23 protein-coding genes and 1 riboswitch are annotated in these 18,553 nt (G+C 69.3%); of the genes, 10 read left to right on the top strand and 13 right to left on the bottom strand.

Features of this window, described 5'->3' with window-relative positions:
* Positions 1–14: 14 nt before the first annotated feature.
* Positions 15–230: a CbtB domain-containing protein gene (locus NMI01S_RS15750; protein ID WP_062997914.1), complete on the bottom strand. Its 216-nt coding sequence runs from the start codon at positions 228–230 to the stop codon at positions 15–17.
* Between the two features lie 35 nt (positions 231–265).
* Positions 266–408: riboswitch (cobalamin riboswitch) on the bottom strand.
* A gap of 113 nt (positions 409–521) precedes the next feature.
* On the opposite strand from NMI01S_RS15750, the gene ligD reads away from it, so the two are divergent.
* On the top strand, positions 522–1,466 hold the full coding sequence (gene ligD, locus NMI01S_RS15745; RefSeq protein ID WP_062997912.1) for a non-homologous end-joining DNA ligase: 945 nt from the start codon (positions 522–524) through the stop codon (positions 1,464–1,466).
* A gap of 213 nt (positions 1,467–1,679) precedes the next feature.
* On the opposite strand, the gene NMI01S_RS15740 is transcribed toward ligD, so the two are convergent.
* Both NMI01S_RS15740 and NMI01S_RS15735 read right to left on the bottom strand, forming a co-directional pair.
* The gene (locus NMI01S_RS15740) at positions 1,680–2,759 is read right to left on the bottom strand and encodes an NAD-dependent epimerase/dehydratase family protein (protein WP_062997910.1); all 1,080 of its coding nucleotides are present in this window, start codon (positions 2,757–2,759) and stop codon (positions 1,680–1,682) included.
* Positions 2,760–2,764: 5 nt separating this feature from the next.
* The gene (locus NMI01S_RS15735) at positions 2,765–3,040 is read right to left on the bottom strand and encodes a hypothetical protein (RefSeq protein WP_062997908.1); all 276 of its coding nucleotides are present in this window, start codon (positions 3,038–3,040) and stop codon (positions 2,765–2,767) included.
* A gap of 116 nt (positions 3,041–3,156) precedes the next feature.
* Between NMI01S_RS15735 and NMI01S_RS15730 the strand changes: the two genes are divergently transcribed.
* Complete coding sequence (locus NMI01S_RS15730) at positions 3,157–3,531, top strand: hypothetical protein (protein WP_084512999.1); 375 nt, start codon at positions 3,157–3,159, stop codon at positions 3,529–3,531.
* Positions 3,532–3,624: 93 nt separating this feature from the next.
* Positions 3,625–4,116: a Dps family protein gene (locus NMI01S_RS15725; protein WP_062997904.1), complete on the top strand. Its 492-nt coding sequence runs from the start codon at positions 3,625–3,627 to the stop codon at positions 4,114–4,116.
* On the opposite strand, the gene NMI01S_RS15720 is transcribed toward NMI01S_RS15725, so the two are convergent.
* Positions 4,055–4,678, bottom strand: coding sequence for an SDR family NAD(P)-dependent oxidoreductase (locus NMI01S_RS15720; protein ID WP_062997902.1), 624 nt, complete (start codon positions 4,676–4,678; stop codon positions 4,055–4,057). The two genes, NMI01S_RS15725 and NMI01S_RS15720, sit on opposite strands and share 62 nt — an antisense overlap.
* Positions 4,679–4,852: 174 nt before the next feature.
* Here NMI01S_RS15720 and NMI01S_RS15715 point away from each other — a divergent pair, with 174 nt between their 5' ends.
* Entirely contained in the window at positions 4,853–5,083 is a 231-nt protein-coding gene (locus NMI01S_RS15715; RefSeq protein WP_062998647.1) for a DUF6480 family protein, read from the top strand.
* Between the two features lie 618 nt (positions 5,084–5,701).
* Here the strand turns inward: NMI01S_RS15715 and NMI01S_RS15710 are convergent.
* Positions 5,702–5,908: a hypothetical protein gene (locus tag NMI01S_RS15710; protein ID WP_062997900.1), complete on the bottom strand. Its 207-nt coding sequence runs from the start codon at positions 5,906–5,908 to the stop codon at positions 5,702–5,704.
* A 20-nt stretch (positions 5,909–5,928) separates the two neighbouring features.
* The gene (locus tag NMI01S_RS34855) at positions 5,929–6,066 is read right to left on the bottom strand and encodes a hypothetical protein (RefSeq protein WP_157126195.1); all 138 of its coding nucleotides are present in this window, start codon (positions 6,064–6,066) and stop codon (positions 5,929–5,931) included.
* Between the two features lie 113 nt (positions 6,067–6,179).
* Between NMI01S_RS34855 and NMI01S_RS15705 the strand changes: the two genes are divergently transcribed.
* Positions 6,180–7,286 (top strand): glutamate--cysteine ligase, encoded by a 1,107-nt coding sequence (locus NMI01S_RS15705; protein ID WP_062997898.1) that lies wholly within the window; start codon positions 6,180–6,182, stop codon positions 7,284–7,286.
* 74 nt (positions 7,287–7,360) lie between these two features.
* Here NMI01S_RS15705 and NMI01S_RS15700 read toward each other — a convergent pair whose 3' ends face one another.
* The 6 genes from NMI01S_RS15700 to NMI01S_RS15675 form a co-directional block, all read right to left on the bottom strand.
* The gene (locus NMI01S_RS15700; RefSeq protein WP_084513037.1) at positions 7,361–7,891 is read right to left on the bottom strand and encodes an SRPBCC family protein; all 531 of its coding nucleotides are present in this window, start codon (positions 7,889–7,891) and stop codon (positions 7,361–7,363) included.
* A complete protein-coding gene (locus tag NMI01S_RS15695; protein WP_157126194.1) occupies positions 7,891–8,415 on the bottom strand; it encodes a DUF4142 domain-containing protein in 525 nt (174 codons plus the stop codon). The genes NMI01S_RS15700 and NMI01S_RS15695 overlap by 1 nt, the downstream gene beginning before the upstream one ends.
* Positions 8,416–8,665: 250 nt before the next feature.
* Positions 8,666–10,300, bottom strand: a complete 1,635-nt coding sequence (locus NMI01S_RS15690; RefSeq protein WP_245716883.1) for a phytoene desaturase family protein — start codon at positions 10,298–10,300, stop codon at positions 8,666–8,668.
* A gap of 9 nt (positions 10,301–10,309) precedes the next feature.
* Positions 10,310–10,771: an SRPBCC family protein gene (locus tag NMI01S_RS15685; protein ID WP_062997892.1), complete on the bottom strand. Its 462-nt coding sequence runs from the start codon at positions 10,769–10,771 to the stop codon at positions 10,310–10,312.
* Positions 10,772–10,917: 146 nt separating this feature from the next.
* Positions 10,918–12,006, bottom strand: coding sequence for an alcohol dehydrogenase catalytic domain-containing protein (locus tag NMI01S_RS15680; protein ID WP_062997890.1), 1,089 nt, complete (start codon positions 12,004–12,006; stop codon positions 10,918–10,920).
* 3 nt (positions 12,007–12,009) lie between these two features.
* A complete protein-coding gene (locus tag NMI01S_RS15675) occupies positions 12,010–12,477 on the bottom strand; it encodes a DUF4334 domain-containing protein (RefSeq protein WP_062997888.1) in 468 nt (155 codons plus the stop codon).
* Between the two features lie 82 nt (positions 12,478–12,559).
* On the opposite strand from NMI01S_RS15675, the gene NMI01S_RS15670 reads away from it, so the two are divergent.
* Positions 12,560–13,108 (top strand): TetR/AcrR family transcriptional regulator, encoded by a 549-nt coding sequence (locus tag NMI01S_RS15670; RefSeq protein ID WP_062997886.1) that lies wholly within the window; start codon positions 12,560–12,562, stop codon positions 13,106–13,108.
* A 111-nt stretch (positions 13,109–13,219) separates the two neighbouring features.
* Positions 13,220–14,059 carry a glucose 1-dehydrogenase gene (locus tag NMI01S_RS15665; RefSeq protein ID WP_062997884.1) on the top strand — a complete coding sequence of 280 codons (840 nt, stop codon included), beginning with the start codon at positions 13,220–13,222 and terminating at the stop codon, positions 14,057–14,059.
* Between the two features lie 9 nt (positions 14,060–14,068).
* Here NMI01S_RS15665 and NMI01S_RS15660 read toward each other — a convergent pair whose 3' ends face one another.
* Positions 14,069–14,590, bottom strand: coding sequence for a DUF4383 domain-containing protein (locus tag NMI01S_RS15660; protein WP_062997882.1), 522 nt, complete (start codon positions 14,588–14,590; stop codon positions 14,069–14,071).
* 165 nt (positions 14,591–14,755) lie between these two features.
* Between NMI01S_RS15660 and NMI01S_RS15655 the strand changes: the two genes are divergently transcribed.
* The 3 genes from NMI01S_RS15655 to NMI01S_RS15645 are packed head-to-tail and all read left to right on the top strand — an operon-like array spanning position 14,756 to position 18,524.
* Positions 14,756–17,182 carry a molybdopterin oxidoreductase family protein gene (locus NMI01S_RS15655; protein WP_062997880.1) on the top strand — a complete coding sequence of 809 codons (2,427 nt, stop codon included), beginning with the start codon at positions 14,756–14,758 and terminating at the stop codon, positions 17,180–17,182.
* The gene (locus NMI01S_RS15650) at positions 17,179–17,667 is read left to right on the top strand and encodes a hypothetical protein (protein ID WP_062997878.1); all 489 of its coding nucleotides are present in this window, start codon (positions 17,179–17,181) and stop codon (positions 17,665–17,667) included. Before NMI01S_RS15655 ends, NMI01S_RS15650 begins: the two co-directional genes overlap by 4 nt.
* 32 nt (positions 17,668–17,699) lie before the next feature.
* Positions 17,700–18,524, top strand: coding sequence for a BON domain-containing protein (locus NMI01S_RS15645; protein WP_062997876.1), 825 nt, complete (start codon positions 17,700–17,702; stop codon positions 18,522–18,524).
* The last annotated feature ends 29 nt before the right edge of the window (positions 18,525–18,553 follow it).

Below are 18,553 nucleotides of genomic sequence, written 5' to 3'. Positions count from 1 at the left end.
GCTCGATCCTGCGGTCAGTGGCAGGGATAGCCGAGGAAATGCCGCGCGTCGTGGACGAATTCGTGCACGTGCATATCGTCGCCGAAGATCGAGACCGCGCCCTGATCAATACCGATGAAGTAGAGGGCGAGCAGAGCCAGGACGGTGGTGCCGCCCAGCCACAGGGCCGTCGTGGGAATGGAGAGTCGAATCGACTCCAGGCCGGACCGGGGAACATAGGACGTCGCCATGTGACTCTCCTCCGGGGATTGCGCGTCCCCGCTCGATGGTGGTTACCACGCGATCCGAGTGTCTGACTCGCTTTCCGCCCAGCGGAAGGCTCACAGTGGCGCGACCGTCCCGGATTTGCACCGGGTTCCTCGAATCGTCGCTCGCACAACCATACGAAATTGCGGTTCGACCGGTCAATCGGGTGGTTGCGAGATCGGGTAGTGATCGAAATGTCGGCATCGTCTGCGCTGTAAGAGGAGGATTCCAGGGTAGTAACCGAGAAATAGCCATTGATCGAAGGGTGGGTTCTCATGAGCGGATTGCCGCGGTATGCGGCGATGCTGGCGACGGCCGGCGCTCTGCCCGCCGACAGTGCGGCGTGGGCGTACGAGGTGAAATTCGACGGTATCCGCGCCATCGGTTACGTCGATCGGGACTTGCGGCTGATCTCGCGCAACGGCAACGACGTGACCGCTGCCTGGCCGGAACTCGCCGACCTCGCCCCGGCGGCGCCGCCGATCGTCGTCGACGGCGAAATCGTCGCCTTCGCCGCGGACGGGCGTACCTCCTTCACCGCCCTGCAACCGCGCATGCACCAGCGCAATCCGGCCATGATCCACGCACTGACCCGCTCGGTCCCCGCCACCTACCTCATCTTCGACCTGCTGCACATCGGCGACCGGCCGCTGATCGATCTGCCCTACGAGCAACGCCGCCGATTGCTGGAACAACTCGGCCTGCGCGGCCCGAACTGGCATATCCCACCGCGGCTCACCGGCACCGGCGCCGACGTCCTCGCGGAATCGGCGCGGCTGGGGCTCGAGGGCATCGTGTGCAAGCGGCTGGACAGCCCGTACCTGCCCGGCCGGCGCAGCCCGCTGTGGACGAAGGTCAAGAACGTCAACGATCAGGAGATCGTCATCGTCGGGTGGCGGCCCGGCACGGGCCGGCGCGCGGGACGCATCGGCTCACTGCTCATGGGCGTGCACGACGAGACCGGGGATTTGGTCTACATCGGGAATGTGGGCACCGGCTTCACCCAGGCCATGCTCGATGATCTCCAGGCCAAGCTGCGGCCGCTGCGACGGCAGACCCCCACGGTCGCGGCGCCGGTGAAGGACGCGATCTGGGTGGAACCCGAACTGGTGGGCGAGGTGTCGTTCACAGAGCGGACCGGGGACGGGCGCTTGCGTCACCCGTCCTGGCGCGGATTGCGGCCGGACAAGACGCCGGACGAGGTCAACGCTCCCGGGTAGCACGGCGCCGACGACGATCCGGCGTGGTTCGATCTCCCGTCGTCCGGCTTACATGGGCATCATCGGGAACATCATGTTCCACATGTCGCGCAGCATCGCCATCATCTGCATGAACATCGTCGATCACCTCCTACCTGTGGTGCGAATCCCCCACAGAACCCACGCGGTGGCGAAACGCGTGGTTCAGGGTGTGGCCGGGGCATCCGGTGACGCTCACAGGTCCGCGCCCCAGCGGTCGACCGGGTCGCTGCCGCCGACGCCGGAGGCGAACTCCCGTACCCGCAGACGTCCGCCCGCGTCGGATGCCAACGGCGGTGTGGCGCCGCCGGAGCCGTGACTCATTCCGGTGAGGACCTCGCGCAGGGCGGAGACGGCGTCGATGCGTGGTGTCCAGCCGAGATCGCGTCTGGCGCGGGTGGTGTCCATGATCGGCAGGCGCATCATCGCGTCGAACAGGTCGGGCGGGGCGGGGACCATGCGCAGGCGCCAGCCGACGGCCAATGCGGCGCGCACGGCCCCGGGCGGTACGGAAACCGTCGGCGCATCGAACAATGCGCCGAGCTTCGCGCGATCGATCACCGGGTCGGCGGCCAGGTTGAACGCGCCGTGCACGCTCGGGTCGACGACGGCGAGACTGTAGGCGCTGCCGATGTCGTCGGCGTGCACCGCCTGCAGCCGCAGACCCGCCGGCACGGGCAGCACCGGGACCAGGGGAGGACGCAGCACGCTGCCGGGGACCAGCGGGCCCGCGAACAGGCGGCGCTGTTGGCTGGCGGAGGCCTCCTGGAAGGTGAAAGCGGGGCGCATCCGCACCACCCGCCGGTCCGGATGTTCGTTCTCGAACAGATCGAGCAGTCGCTCGACGTAGGCCTTCTCACGCATGTACCCGGCCGGCGGCCAGCCTTCCGTGGGCCAGTCCTCGCCGACCGGATCGTCATGGTGCACAGGGGAATACGCGCCGACCGACGACGCGTACACCAGCGACGGGACGCCGGCCCGCGCGACCGCGCGCAAGACCCGTTCGGTTCCCTGGACGTTCGTCCGCCAGGTCTCGAGCGGGCGATGCGTCGGCTGGAACACCCACGCGAGATGGACCACCACATCGGCGCCGCGGAATTCGGTGAGCAGATCGTCGCAGCGCATATCGGCGCGCGCCCACCGCACCCCTTCGGCCGGCTGTCGCGGCAGCCGCCGGGCCAGTCCGACGATCCCGTCGATCTCCGGGCGCCGGGCCAGCGCGGACACGACGGCGGTACCGACGTTTCCGGTGGCTCCGACCACGACCACACGCATGACAGTCACCTTCCTGCCGCGCTGCCGAATTCGCGGCGCCACCGGTGCGTCCTGCGGACCGGGCGGTCGTCGGCGCCGGGGCGTTCGAGCACCGCCATCATGCCGCGACGCCGGGCGATCACTCCGGCGGCGACCGGTGCCAGGCCCCGATCGGCCAGTGCCGCCGCAGCGCGCGGTCCGGTCAGCCGGTGGGCGGCTCGGCCGGGGGTCGGCGTGGCGCGGGCAGGGTCGGCTGACCTGCGCGAATCGGTGTCGCGGTGCGGATCGGGTTCGCGGTGCACATCGGCCTCCTTCGGTCCTCAGCGACCGCCTACCCGGGAGGGATCGGGCGAAACGAGTGCCCGGGCCCCGATCGAATATTCGCGGAGGCGCCGGGTAGTGCCAGGGTGACGAGCGCATGAGGAACGGGCCGGAGGTGACGATGGCACGCGAGGTCGATCGCCGCTGGAGTGACCCGCCGAGCTTCCGGCGGGCCGTGCGGTACGCGGTCGGTGTGCTGGTGGTGGCGGCGATTGCCGCAGGTGTGGCCCTGGGCTGGGCGGCCTCGCGGGAGCGGTGCGCGAACGCCGACCACGTAGCCTGTGATACCGCGTCGCGGCTGGCCGTCGGTCTGGTGCCCGGAATCGTGTTGTTGCTGGGCGGCATCGGAGCGTTCGTCATCACCGTGCGGCAGTGGCGGGGCGGGCGGCCGTGGCCGGTATGGCAGGGCGCGGGCTGGTTCCTGTTCGCGGTGATGGTGGTGTATCTGGCGATGGCGATGGCCGCCGGCTGAACCGCGCCGCTCGTTTGGAGCCGCCGGCAGCGGGTAGGTCGTGCACGCAAGCAGTCGCCTAGGTGATGACTGTCAGCGAGGAAGGAGACCATCGTGGCCAAGACCTCCACGACCACCGATCCGATCGCGACGGTGCTGGAGCCGGAACAGCAACGGATCGCCGGTGACGCGCTGTGCGCCACCGTCGTCGATCTGATCGATCTGAGCCTGATCGGCAAGCAGGCGCACTGGAATGTGATCGGCCCCCGGTTCCGCACCGTCCATCTGGCGTTGGACGAACTGGTCGAGACCGCACGCGGCTTCACCGACGCGGCGGCCGAACGGGCCACCGCCATCGGCGTGAGCCCGGACGGGCGCGCCCGCACGGTCGCCGAGAGTTCCAGCGCCGAATCGTTCCCCTCGGGGTGGCAACAGGACGGTGACGTGGTCGCGGCGATCGTCGCCTCCCTGGCCGCGGTGGTGCGCCGGCTGCGCGAGCGGATCGATGCCTCGGAGAAGGCCGATCCGGTCACCCAGGATCTGCTCATCGACATCGCCGCCCGGTTGGAGCAACTGCATTGGATGTGGCAGGCCCAGGCCGCCTGACGCGCGCACTGCGCCGATATCCGGTTCCGGCGGCGGCCGTCCTGGCCGTCGCCGGTTGCTCGGCTCCGGGGGCGCGACCGGAAGCCCCCGATGCCGTGCGGCTGACACCGATCGGGATCGCGAAACCGCCGCCCAGATAGGTCGGCAGCGCATCCTCGCGTACCAGCATGTACAGATGCACCCCGTCCAGACCGAGCAGCAGTGCCGCACCGGCCGTGGTGGTCGTGCGGGGAAGGTCGAGGGCGGCGTAACGGCCCACGATCAGCGCCCCGAGATGATTTGTCCCGCTGCGGCTTTCAGCGCATCGGGAACGAGGCGGCTGACCAGGCCCATCACTTTCGTGGGCAGCGAGGCGGCGACGACCTTCTGCTCGCCGCAGGTCGATGCGCAGCGGCCGCACGCGCGCACCGGAACGGCGCAGCGATTCGGCGGCCACGTCGATGGCGGCGTCCTCGGCGGCGATGACCACGTCGTAACCGCGTTCGGCGAACTGTCTGGCGAGCTCGAACCCGATACCGCTGGACGCGCCGGTCACCACGGCCAGGGGAGGTGTGTCGGTCATACCTCCCGCCTACCCGGACAGGGTGAACAGATACCTGCGCGCGGCCGGCCCGCCGACGGCTCGGGTTCGCGCGATTTTCCCGCATCGGCGTGGTTGCCCCGGCCGGTGCGGGGTAGGGCTGCAGTGAGAGCCGACGACGATCAGGGGCGCGTTCGCCCCGGACAGGACCCGAACATGTCTGCAATGGATCCGGACCCGGCCAAGACTCCGGACCTGGAGCCCGGTGGTGGCGTAGCCCCCGGTTCCACCCCGCCGGATACCGCACAGACCTCGGGTCTCTCGGCGCCGGAGCCGAGCACCCGTCATCATTTCCCGGCCAGTGGGGCGTTGCTCATCGTCATCATCGCGGCGATCGTGGTGGTGTTCGTCGCCGTCGCGATCGCGCTGATCGTCTCCCTGGCCTGAGCGATCCGGTAGCCGATACTGCTCCGCCTTGACCGAAACTATATCCAGCTCAGTCGAATTCGCGGTTTTCCCGGCCGTCGGCGCGGGTACTCGCGCTGATATCGCAATGGCGCGGGCCGGTGGGAGGTCGCGAGATGTCTGTCGATTACACGGGTTACGACGACCCGGTGAATCCTGAGCCCGATGACCAGCCCGGCCGCGAGCGGATCGTAGGTCTCGCGCGCGGCGGGCAATGCGGGGCGGCCGGATGCCGTGAGCGCGGCTGCCGACCGTATGCGACGCATCGCCCGACGCATGCCGCGCCACCCGGGTCGGGCGGGATGACGTCCCGAAAGATCTTCTGGCACAACATCATCGGAGAGATCGGCCGACAACGTCCGTAAAGCCGGTGCCGGCCGCGCGGCAGTTGGCCGGTCGTGCTGGAGCTATCGCCCCGTCCGGAGAGACGATTCGTCGTAGGCCTCGCACCGGCGCACTCCGTTGTGCGGGACCGGATTGCGGCTATTCGTCGCCGTTGACGAATAGGGCACTACGTCGAATCGTTCTCGGTACAGCAGAGATACCCCGCCTGCTCGACCGTAACCGGCGCGGAATCGCCGATTCGCGAGATGGATGCGATCAGTCGACCTCCCCGGTCCGGTCGTGTTCGGCGCCCTCCGGCGTCGTGGTTCGCGGGGGTGTCGGCTGCGTGTCGTCATCGGCGGGTGGTTCCGGATCCCGCCACTGTTCGGCGCGGCTGGAGCGGTTGCCGCGCAGGGTCGCCTGTAGGTCGTGACGTAGTTGGTCGTCTTCGCGCGCACCGTGTTTGGTGTTTCCGCGGTCCATTCGTCCTCTCCCTTCGCGGATCAGCGGTGCCGGCGCAGGGTAGCGCCGGTTTCGTCCAGCCCTTCCTGGGCGGCACGGCTGCGCAGTCGTCGCCGGTGCGCGGCGTCCTCGGCATCGCCGACGGTCTCGGTGTAAACGGACGGTCCTGAGATGGTCACATGCGGCGGCTACCCGCACGCGGCGAGTGAAACCTCGATCCGCCGGGGAATGCGTTTGCCGTTCCGGTCGCCGGGCATCACCCAGCCATGGACTGTGCCGGGCGGGTGAGCCGATGGATGCCGCCGATGTGACGTTCGGGGTCGAGGAGGAATTCCTGCTGGTCGACCCTGTCTCCGGAGCGCCGGTCCCGAAAAACCGTGAGGTCGCGCGGTCGGCGTGCGACGCCGGGATCGATCTGCAGCTGGAACTGACCAGCTGTCAGGTGGAGACCAGCAGCTCCGTGCACACGCGCGCGGTGGATCTGCTGGGGGAGTTGCGGCAGTTGCGCGCCGCCGTGGTGCGCGCCGCGGCCGCCAACTCCGCCCGGCCGCTCGCCACCGGGGTGCCACCGACCGTGCCCGACGCCTATCCGGTCACCGACACGCCGCGCTATCGCCGCATCGAGAAGCATTTCGGGATGCTCGCGCACGAACAGGGGCTGTGCGGCTGCCATGTCCACGTCTCGGTGGACGATCCGGAGACGGCGGTGCAGATCAGCAATCATCTGCGGCCGTGGTTGCCGGTATTCCTTTCGCTCACAGCCAATTCCGCGGTCTATCGCGGAACCGACACCGGTTACGCCAGTTGGCGCAACGTGTTGTGGCGGCGGTGGCCCAGTGCCGGACCGCCACCGTATTTCCAGTCCTGCGCCGACTACGACGCCGCCGTCGACATGATGCTGACCTGCGGCAGCATCCTCGATACCGGCATGGTCTATTGGGATATCCGCCGCTCCATGCATTTTCCGACGCTCGAGATCCGCATCAGCGACGTTCCCGTGACGGCCGAGGAGTCGGCGTTGCTGGCGAGCCTGGTGCGTGCCGCGGCCGTGGTCGGCCGTGCGGAGGTGCGCCGCGGCCGCCGGGCGCCCGCGGTGCCGGCCGCTACGCTGCGCGCCGCCTACTGGAAGTCCGCGCGCGAAGGTCTCGACGGCGACGGAGTCGATCCGCTCGACGGCCGGGTGGAACCGGCCCGCATCCGGCTGGCCCGGCTCGTCGACCACGTGACTCCGGCCTTGCGAGAACTCGGGGAGGAGCAGTTCGTGACCGAGACGATCGCCGCGGTGACGGCGCGCGGCAACGGGGCTCGCCGGCAGGCGGCCGCCTTGCGCCGGCGCGGAGCGGTCGCGGACGTGGTGGACGAACTGGCCGAGGCCACCGCGGCCGGTTGTTCGCTGTAGGGGAGGGGTGCGGGAAGCGGTTTCGCCCGGCCGCCCGACCCATCAGGATCAGCGGCCGGGATGAACGGCGGTGATTACCGCTCGGGCCGGTCGGGCTCGAGGGTTCCGGGCTCCCGGGTGTCGGGTGGGCGGGGATCGGGCGGGCGCGTGCCGAGCTTGCGGGTGTCGACGTAATGGGAGGCCACCAGATCGCACAGGCGCGCCAGCGATTGTTTGTTGCGGGGTTTGAGGGCCATCGCCTGCACCATGCCGGGGATGAGCCGGCCGGGGCCGCGGATCATCTCCTCGCTCATGCTCACCTCGGTGGTGTCGGCGTCGATCGGCGTCATCTCCAGCCGGATCCACGCCACCCCTACCGGCCACAACTCCGCCTCCAGTTCGAGGCTGTGCGGCGGATCCACGGCCACCACCCGGGTGGCCTGCTGAGCCATCAGCGGCCAGGCGCCGACGCTGTGATGAATCCGGGAGCCGATCCGCGGCCAGTCCTGGTCCACGTCGCGCATATGAGTGGATCCCACCACCCAGTGGCCGTAGGACCAGCCGTCGGCCAGCACCGCGAACACCTGCTCGGCGGACCCGGGAACTCCCATCCGGACTTCGCCCATCAGCACACCGCCAACGCGTCGCGAATCATGTCCAGATGGTGCTGCACGACGGGTGCGGCGTTCTGTGCCAGCGCCGTGACCTGCGGGCTGCTGCCCTGCGCGGTCTCCGTGGCGCCCGCCTGCAGCGTCTGGACGTGGAACCCTTCCTGCATGTGCAGCCACGCCAGGTCGTAATCGCGGCCGGTCTTCATCGCCGTGTCACGCATCTGCTGCGACTGGTCGGCGGACGGCGTCAACGGCAGGGCGACGCCGTTCGGTATCGCGACCGCGGCGCCCATCGCCTCCAGCCGCGCGTGGTCGGTGACCAGAACCGGGCCGAGGTCGCGCACCTGCTGACAGGTGCCCATGGCGGCCGCACCCGCGCCGGACAGCATCTCGGTCAAATTCCCCTGGTGGACGGCGACGAGAAAATCACTGTCCTGCGGCGACAGCGCGGCCGGTTGAGCCGCCCCGACCGCGCTCGCGCCGAGCCCGAGGCCGACCGCGGCGGCGGTAACGACCAGCAGACGATGCGGTGATTTCATGATGTGCTCCTGTTCGCCGGGTATTTGCAGGCCGGATGCCCAGCGAGGCGCGTCGTACACGTGCCGGCGAAGATGGTGTAGTCGGCGTAGCGCACCGGTGCCGCGCGCGGCGGGTGCCGCAGTTCCGTCGGCCCTGCTCCCTGCGCCCCGTCGATCGTGACGGTGAGTCCGACGAGCGGGCCCGGCGGGCAACCGGGGCCCGCCCGGGTCCGGGACACCGGCGTCGATATCCACGGCTGTTTCCGTACGGTCAGCGGTCGGGGGCGTACAGCGCGGTGTGCAAGCGGGACAACAATTTTCGCCGCGGCCATCCGGTCGGACGGGAGTCGGCGAGGGCGGCGCGGGCGGCGTTTGCGCCGCAGGTTCCGTGCACACCGCCGCCCGGATGTGCCGAGGCCGAGCCCAGATACAGTCCCGGCACCACGGTTTCGGGCCGCCCGAGCCCCGGGACCGGCCGGAACACCAACTGCTGGTGCAGCTGCGAGGTGCCGCCGTTGACCGCGCCGCCGACGAGATTGCCGTCGGCGCTGTGTAAATCGCTGGGCCGCTGCACGATCCGCGCGTGAATCCGGCTGCCGAAGCCGGGCGCGTGGGCTTCGAGGACCGCGTCGACCCGTTCGGCCAGCAGGTCGGCCGCGGCGTCGTCGGTGACCCCGCGCGGCAGATGGGTGTACGCCCACGCCGATTCGGTGCCGGGCGCCGACCGGCTGGGATCGGCCGTGGTCATCTGACCGAACAGCATGAACGGCGTGTGCGGCACCACGCCGGTGCCGAGATCGGTGGTCCACCGCGCCAGCCCCGCCCCGTCGGCGCCCAGATGCACCGTGCCCGCCTCCCGCAACTGCTTCGACCGCCACGGAATCGGTTCGGAGAGTGCGTAATTCACCTTGACGGTGGGAGCGTCCCAGGTGAATCGTGCCAGATCGGCGCGCAGCCGCTGTGGCAGATCCGCGTCGGCGAGCAGCCGGGTGTAGAGCGTCGGCGCGTCGATATCGGCGATGACCGCCTTGCGTGCCCGCACCAGCTGACCGGCGGCCGTGATCACGCCGTCGGCGCGCCCGTTGCGAATGACGACCCGTTCCACCGGCTGCCCGCAGTGCACCCGGGCCCCCGCCGATTCGGCGCGGTGCACCAGAGCCGCGCTGAGCGCCCCGGCTCCGCCTACCGGAACCGGGAAGCCGCCCTCCTGGGCCAGCATGGTCAGCAGATAGCCGTAGACGCCGCTGCCGGGCGCGTCCACCGGGACATCGGCATGCATCGCGTTTCCCATGATCAGCAATTTGGCGGCTTCGTCGTGGAACAGTTCGTCGACCATCCGCCCGACCGGCAGGATCAGGAACCGCAGATACCGGAACAGCTCGGCGGATCCCAGATCACGCCACAGTCCGGCCGCACCGCGCACCGGCGGGAACGGGCCGAGGAACGACCCGAGCAGATGTTCGCGCACCTGCCGCCACTGCTCGACCAGCCGCATCCAGGTGCGGCCGTCGCGCCTGTCGCGCTGAGCCAGCGCCTCGGCCGTGGTCTCGGCGTCCGGATGCACGACGGCGGCATCGGTGTCCTCGGGACAGCGGGGGTGGCCGTACACGATGGGCGCTCGGCTCCACCGCAATCCGTGATCTTCCAGGCCGAGGTGGCGCAGCGCCGGCGAGGCGCCGGCCATCGGATAGAACGCGCTGAACAGATCCATCCGGTAGCCGGGCACCAGTTCGGCGCTGCGCACGGCGCCGCCGGCGGTGTCCTGGGCTTCCAGTACCACTACATCCCAGCCGTGGTCGGCTAGCAGCGCGGCGCTCACCAGGCCGTTGTGCCCGCCGCCGATGATCACGGCGTCGACGGGCTCGGCATCGAGCGGCGCCGAACCACCGGGCGCGGGTGAGGACACGGGCATTCGTTACGGCCGGGGCCGGTCGACGTCCCCGCGCCACGCACCGGATTCCTGCTGGCGCGATTCGATGAAGTCGCGGAAACGCTCGAGGTCGCCCTTGACGCGACGATCGAGGATGCCGAGCTTGTCGGCGACGTTCTCCACGAACCCGTCGGGGTCGATGTCCATCTGCGCGGTGACGCGCGTGGTGTCCTCGTCGAGCCGATGGAAGGTGATCACTCCGGCATGCCGGGGACCGTCCTCCGAGGTCCACGACACCCGCTCGTCGGGGTGCTGCTCGGTGATCTTGGCGTCGAATTCGCGTGTCGCGCCGGCGACGTGCACCGTCCAGTGGGTGTGCGTGTCGTCGCGCTGCTCGACCCGCTCGACGCCCTGCATGAACTGCGGGAACGATTCGAACTGGGTCCACTGGTTGTAGGCGGTGGTCACCGGTACGTGCACATCGACCGATTCGGTGACTGTTGTCATGCTGCGACCTCCTCATGGTCTCGGTGGGCAACGCTGACGCCATACCCGCCCCGGGCGCTCGTACACGGATCACTCGGTCCCGGCGTCGAGCGCGAACATCGAGCGGACCACCGCGAGCGGCGCGGCCTGCTGGGCGCCGGCCGCCGTCACCAGGTCAGAACAGGTTTGACGACACGTCCCGCGTGGTGGTCGGCCAGGGCGGCGCCGATCTCGGTGTACGGGTAGGACCGGACCAGCCGATCGAGCGGCAGCCGCCCGGCCGTGTGAAGCTCGAGCAGTTGCGGGATGAACCGCCGCGGCACCGCATCGCCCTCCAGGCAGCCGTGAATGGTCTTGCCGCCCAGCACGATATCGCGCATATCGAGTTGCGGGACGCCGATGCCGAGGCCGACCACGGCCACCGCGCCGCCGGTGGCCAGCCCCGCCACCGCCGCCGCGAGCACGTCGGGTCGTCCGGTGGTGTCGAGGGCGTGGGTGGCGCCGCCACCGGTGAGTTTGTCTATGGTCGCGGCGGTCTCTTCGCCCGGCGCCAGGGCGGCGGCCGCGCCGAGTTCCAGGGCGAGCGCCCGGCGGTCGGCGGACGGTTCGACCACCAGCACGGTGGTGCCGGGTCGTGTCCGCGCGGCCAGCAACCCGGCCATGCCGACCGCGCCGGCGCCGTAGATCACGATCTGCGAATCCGGTTCGGGGGCGAGCACATTCAGTACCGCGCCCGCGCCGGTCTGGAAGCCGCAGCCCAGCGCGGCGGCGACGGCGAGATCGGTGTCGCCGGGGACGACGACCGTATTGTCCGCGGTGCTCAGCGCGTAGCCGGCGAAGCTCGACTGCCCGAAGAAGCCGTCGCGCACGCGCGTGCCGTCGACGGTGATGCGGGGCGAGCGATCTACTCGGCCGCCGAACTGGTTCAACGCGGTGGATCGAGCGCAGTACGGCAGCCGGCCGAGCCGGCAGTTGCGGCAGCTGCCGCAGTGCCGAAACGTCAGCACGACCCGGTCGCCGGGACACACGCCCGCCACCTCGGCGCCGACCGCCGCCACCACGCCCGCGCCCTCGTGGCCGAGCAGGATCGGGCGGTCGGCGGCGCCGGCGGCGCGGGAGACCAGATCGGTGTGACAGATTCCCGACGCCTCGATCCGGACCAGGATCTCGTCGGCGCGCGGCTCGTCGATCGTGACGGATTCGAGGCTGAAGGCGGCCCGCGGATCGCGCGACAGCGCGGCAGTGGTCACCGGCACGGCTCAGATCCGTTCGAGCAGGAAGTAGAAGTATTCGCCGCCGGCCAGCACCAGTTCGGGTCGTCCGTTCATGATGCCCATCAGCGTGTTGTCGTCGAGGCGCTTGAAGTGGTCGAACACCGCGCGGCCGTCGTAGACCATGGTCGCGGTGACCTCGCCGCGAAATTCGATATTCCACAGCGTGGCCTCGCCGCCGCCCAGTTCGACATCGGAGTACAGCGTGCCGTCCTCGGCGCGGCAGATCAGCGGTTTCGCATCCATCGTCGAATGGAAGGTCTTGCCGTACCAGCCGCTCTTGTCCAGTGCGCGGCACAGGGGGTGGCCGGTTCGAAAGGCGGCGCCCTTCCATTCGCCGAGGATGTCCTCGGCGCGCACGACCGCGAGTTCGGCCCACAGCCGGTCCAGCTCGTCCGTCGATACCCCGCTCGATTGCGCCGCCAGCTCGCGCCAGCGTGCGGTTGTCCCGGTCATCGAATCCTCCAGAGTTTCCCGAACCAGATGGTTCGGGAAACTACACCCGAACTGGCTGGTTCGGCAAGATAGGATCCGCGGCATGCGCGCAGCAGGTCATGCCACCAGGGAGCGAATCCTCGCCGCGGCCAAGGCGGAGTTCGCCCGCTACGGCATCGCCGGGGCCCGGATCAACCGGATCGCGGCGGCGGCCAATGCCAGCAAGGACCGCCTGTACGCCTACTTCACCGGTAAGGACGACCTCTACGCGGCGGTGACCGAGCAGTGGGCGACCGAGACCACCGCCGAGACCGCGCTGGACGCGGGGGATCTGCCCTCGTATGTCGGCAGGCTCTTCGATCACTATCTGCACCACCCCGACAACGCCCGTCTGCAGGCGTGGGCCGAGATCGAGCGCACCCACATCCGGGGCGCCGACGAGGCGATCCGGCGCGCGGTCGCACCCAAGATCGCCGAGATCCGCCGCGGTCAGCGCGCCGGGCTGATCACCGGCACCTTTCAACCGCTGACCCTGCTGACCCTGCTGACCGATCTCGCCCGGACCTCCGCGGTCCACGCCCTGCACGACGACGACCCCGAGGACCGGCGCGCCGCCACCGTCCTCGCGGCCCGGCGGCTGATCGCGCCTTGAGCGCGGCGCTGGTTTGCCCGTAGCGGGCGCGGGTAGCGCGAGTGCTGAGGGTTCCCGGGCTCCACACGAGCGTGGGGCCTCCCACCGCCGCCACGTCGACAGGAGATCGCGATGGGTTTTCCGGAGCAGCAACAACAGGTCCCCGGGGTGCAGCAGCGGATGTCCCCGCGACCGGACTGCGGGGAGGACAGCTATCAGGGGTCGGGCAAACTCACCGGCAAGGCGGCGGTGATCACCGGCGCCGACAGCGGAATCGGCCGCGCCGTGGCCATCGCCTTCGCGCGCGAGGGCGCCGATGTGCTGATCTCCTACCTCGACGAACACGAGGACGCGCAACAGGTCGTCGCGCTGGTGGAGCAGGCCGGCCGCAAGGCGGTCGCGGTGCCGGGCGACCTGTCCGATCCCGAACACTGCAAGGCCGTCATCGACCGCGCCGCAACGGAATTCGGCAAAATCGATGTGCTGGTGAGCAACGCCGCGTATCAGATGACGCACGAAAGCCTGGACGAGATCTCCGGCGACGAATGGGATTACACGTTCAAGCTCAACGTCGGCGCGTTGTTCCATCTGGTGAAGGCGGCGGTCCCGCATATGCCGGCGGGCGGTTCGATCATCGGCAGCTCCTCGGTGAATTCGGATATGCCCTCACCGACGCTGGCGCCCTATGCGGCCACCAAGGCGGCTATCGCCAACTTCTGCGCCAGCCTCGCACAGATGCTGGGGGAGAAGGGGATTCGAGTCAACAGCGTCGCGCCCGGCCCCATCTGGACGCCACTGATCCCGTCCACCATGCCGGTGGAGAAGGTCCGCAATTTCGGCGACGACGTCCCGCTCGGGCGGGCCGGACAGCCCGCCGAGCTGGCCGCCTCCTATGTGCTGCTGGCCTCCGACGACGGCAGCTACATCTCCGGCGCCCGGCTCGCCGTCACCGGCGGCCGGCCGATTCTCTGATCGGCTCGTTCATTCGGTCTGCCCGTGTCCGGTGCCGGGCGGCGCGGCTTCCGGCCGTCCCGGCTGCGGTGATCCCTCGAACAGAATGGGACGGTCGGCCGGACCGAGGAAGAGCCCGAGCAGCAGCATCGCCGCGCCGAGGCCCAGATGCAGCCAGTTGTCCGCGGTGTTGACCGGAATGACGTTCGCGGTCGACTCCTTGTCCACGACCAGGCCGTACACCCACAGCGCGAGGTAGACGACGCCGCCGGCGATGAGATAGGTCCGCGCGGTCATCGTCGTGCGGCCCATCGCCAGACCCGCGACGCCGAACACCAGATGCACGATGTTGTGCAGCGCCGAGACCTGGAACACGCCGAACAGTTCGGCGCCGGAATGATGTCCGGTCCAGGTGAGCATGTCGTAGTTCGTGGTCACGCCCGGGATGAACCCGAGCACCCCGACCACCAGGAACGCCGCCCCGACCACATAGGCCGCGGCCTGCACCGGGGAAACCCGCGCCCGATGCCGAGATACAGATGCGGTGGCCATCGCTGCTCCCTTCGAGTACCGAAGATTCGCCCGTAACTCCGACGGTAGCCGCACCGGACCGCCGCGAACAGCGCGAACCCGTTACAACCCGGTAGGCGCGGGTATCGCGCAGACACGCCGGCCCCTGGTCCGCGGCATCCGTAACCCTTCGTCTCCGAGGTGACCATGCATCTGCGATCCGGTACACATACGGCCGGGCCGAGCCGACACGACCGCATCGCGCACCCGTGGGGGACGCGAACTCCGTACGGCCCCGGGCAGCCGTGGCCGGAACGCGTGGATATGTTCCTGGCCGAAGGCGTGCGCGAGGAGATGGTGGAACGCTGGGTGCCGACCGCGTCGCTGCTGCATTCCAATGGCGACGCGATGGATATCGCCGTGCACGAGGGCCGCATCGTGGGGGTCCGCGGCCGCGGCGGGGATCGGGTCAACCGCGGGCGGCTGGGCCCGAAGGACCTGTTCGGGTGGCAGGCCAACAATTCTCCCGACCGGCTGAGGGCCCCGCTGGTGCGCCGCCGCGGCAAACTGGTCGAAACCGATTGGGACACAGCCATGTCGATGGTGGCCGAGCGGACCCGGGAGTTGCTGGGTGAGCGCGGGCCGGGATCGATCGGCTTCTACACCACCGGGCAACTGTTCCTGGAGGAGTACTACGCGCTCACGGTCCTGGCCCGCGGCGGCATCGGCACCAATCATCTCGACGGCAACACCCGGCTGTGCACCGCCACCGCCGGTGAGGCGCTGAAGGAGTCGTTCGGATCCGACGGGCAGCCCGGCAGTTACGCCGACGTCGACCACGCCGACGTGATCGCGCTCTACGGCCACAACGTCGCCGAAACCCAGACCGTGCTGTGGTCGCGCATGCTCGATCGTCTGCGCGGCCCGAATCCGCCCGCCCTCGTCTGCGTCGACCCGCGCACCACGCAGGTCGCCCGCGCGGCGAGCATCCATCTGGCCCCGCGCCCGGGCACCAACGTGATGGTGATGAACGCGCTGTTGCACGAGCTGATCCGCAACGAGTGGATCGATCACGACTACATCGACGCGCACACCGTCGGATTCGACGAATTGCGCACACAGGTCGCCGGCTGTACGCCCGAGCGTGCGGCGGAGATCTGCGACGTGCCGGCGGCCGATCTGCGGGCCGCGGCGCGGGTGATCGGCACCGGCGAGCGGGTGCTCTCGACGGTGCTGCAGGGCTTCTACCAGTCCCACCAGGCCACCGCGGCCGCGGTGCAGGTCAACAACATTCATCTGATTCGCGGCATGCTGGGCCGCCCCGGCTGCGGCGTCCTGCAGATGAACGGTCAGCCCACCGCGCAGAACACCCGTGAATGCGGCGCGAACGGCGATCTGCCGGGATTCCGCAACTGGGCCAACGATTCTCACGTCGAGGAACTGGCGCGGCTGTGGAATGTCGACCCGGAACGCATACCGCACTTCAGCGCGCCGACGCATCTGATGCAGATCCTGCGCTTCGTCGAGGACGGGTCGATCCGCTTCCTGTATGTCAGCGGCACCAATCCGGCGGTGTCGCTGCCCGAGCTCGCGCGCGTGCGTGCCCTGCTGTCGCAGCGGCGGCTGTTTCTCGTCGTACAGGACATCTTCCTGTCCGAGACGGCGCATATGGCGGATGTGGTGCTGCCCGCGGCGACCTGGGGTGAGAAGACCGGCACCTTCACCAACGCCGACCGCACCGTGCACCTGTCGGAGAAGGCGGTCGAGCCTCCCGGCACCGCCCGGCCGGATCTGGACATCTTCCTCGACTACGCCCGCCGCCTGGATCTGCGCGATGCCGACGGCGCACCGCTGCTGCCGTGGCGGACGCCGGAAGAGGTGTTCGAGCAGTGGAAACGGTGCAGTGCGGGACGCCTGTGCGACTACTCGGCTATGAGCTACGCGAAACTTCGCGCGCTGGGCGGCATCCAATGGCCGTGTACCGACGAGCATCCGGAGGGCACCGAGCGCTTGTACGCCGACGCGAAATTCCGTGCGGCACCACAGGATTGCGAGACCTACGGTCGCGATCTGATCACCGGAGCACCGCTGGAGCCGACCGAATATCGCGCGCTGAACCCCGAGGGCCGCGCGATCATCAAGGCGGCGGAGTATCTTCCACGGCACGAATCGCCGAGCGAGGACTATCGGTATGCGCTGATCACCGGTCGCACGCTCTACCACTTCCACACCCGCACCAAGACTGGCCGGGCGCCGCAATTGCAGGCCGCCGCGCCGGAGGTGTGGGTGGAGATGGCCGCCGAGGACGCCCGGCGCGAGGGGTGGGACGACGGCGACCTCGTGCGCGTGCGCACCGCGCGCGGGCAGGTGACGGCACGGCTGCGCACCGGCGACATCCGTCCCGGCGTGGTCTTCCTCCCGTTCCACTACGGCTACTGGGACACCGCGGCCGGCGATCGCCCCGCCGGGAAGGACGGCACCGCCGCCAACGAGCTCACGCCCACCGAATGGGATCCGGTGTCCAAACAACCGCTGTTCAAATCCGGCGCGGCCGCGATGGAACTCGTGCGCTCCGGCCGGCGATCGGAACGAACCACCACACCGGCGGTCGAACTGGAGCGGAGTGCGCGATGAACGACCTGGACGCCATGCTCGCCGAAATACACCGCAGCGAAACCCATCTCGGCAAACTGCTGATCCGCACCGCCGATCGTCACCACGCCGACCACGAGGTCCACCACGTCTGCCGCGATCTGCTGGTCTGGACCGACGAGCATCGCCGCAAGCTGGCCCACACCGGGGAACGGCGCGGCCTGCACCTGGACGCGTCTCCGTTGTCGGTCGCCGGACCGGTGGAGTCGGCGCGCCGGACGCTCGGCAGCCTGGTCGGCCGGCGGCATGCGCCCGCGCTGCTGTTGCTACGCGATCTGCGCACGATCCACAGCAATGCCGCGGTGGTATCGCTGAACTGGGAAATCCTGGCCCAAGCGGCGCAGGCCGCGAGGGACAGTGAACTGCTGGACCTGGCCGCCGACTGTCATCCGGAGACGTTGCGACAAATGCGCTGGGCCAATGCCAAGATCAAGGAGACCGCTCCTCAGGCCGTCGCGACGCCGTGAATACCGCTGCCGACGGCGGGTATGCGCCCGCTATGACTGCCTCGATAGAGCAGTTGCTGCACACGCTCACCAAAGTGGTGAACGCGCTGCTGGCCCACGAGATCGACTTCGCGGTCGGCGGCGGATGTGCGGTGTACGCGCGCGGGGGTCCCGCGAGCGATCACGATGTCGACATCTACGTCAAACCGGCCGACGCCTTCCGGGCCCGCGACATCCTGACCGCGGCCGGGCTGCATGCCGTCGACCCGCCCGAGGACTGGCTGACCAAGGTGTACGACGGAAATACGCTGGTGGACTTGATCTTCCGGCCCAACTACCGCAACGTCGACGACGATCTGCTGGGCCGCGCGACCTGGATGCGGATAGGCCCGGCGGCGGCTCCGGTGCTCAGCGGCACCGATCTGATGGTGGACAAATTGATGGTCCTCGACCCGCACCGGCTCGATTTCACCCGGCCGCTGGCGATCGCCCGGGATCTGCGGGAACAGATCGACTGGCGGCGCGCCCGGGACGAAACCGCGGTCTCGCCGTACGCACGGGCGTTTCTGGCGCTGGTCGAGGATCTCGGAATCGGAGGTGAGGTCATGGCTCAGGACTCGGGCGACGAGGTGTTGCCGCAATATCTGGTCGCAAATCTGCGGCGAGCCTTCGCGGAAGACCCGCGCACCGCGGAACTCGGTGTACAGGTGACCATCCGCGGCGCCGTGGTGGTGTTGTGCGGAGAGGTCGGCAGTGAACAGCAGCGGAGCGATCTGGAGGACATCGTGCGTGAGCGAGCGCCGAAACTGCGCATCCACAACGATATTCGAGTGTCCTCCACGCAGTCGCCCATCGTCGATCACGAACGGCTGAGCTGATGGCGGGCCCGGAGCGGACGACGGACGGG

It is taken from the genome of Nocardia mikamii NBRC 108933 (assembly GCF_001613505.1).
GTDB lineage: Bacteria > Actinomycetota > Actinomycetes > Mycobacteriales > Mycobacteriaceae > Nocardia > Nocardia mikamii.
This window is presented reverse-complemented; position numbering and strand designations above follow the sequence as displayed.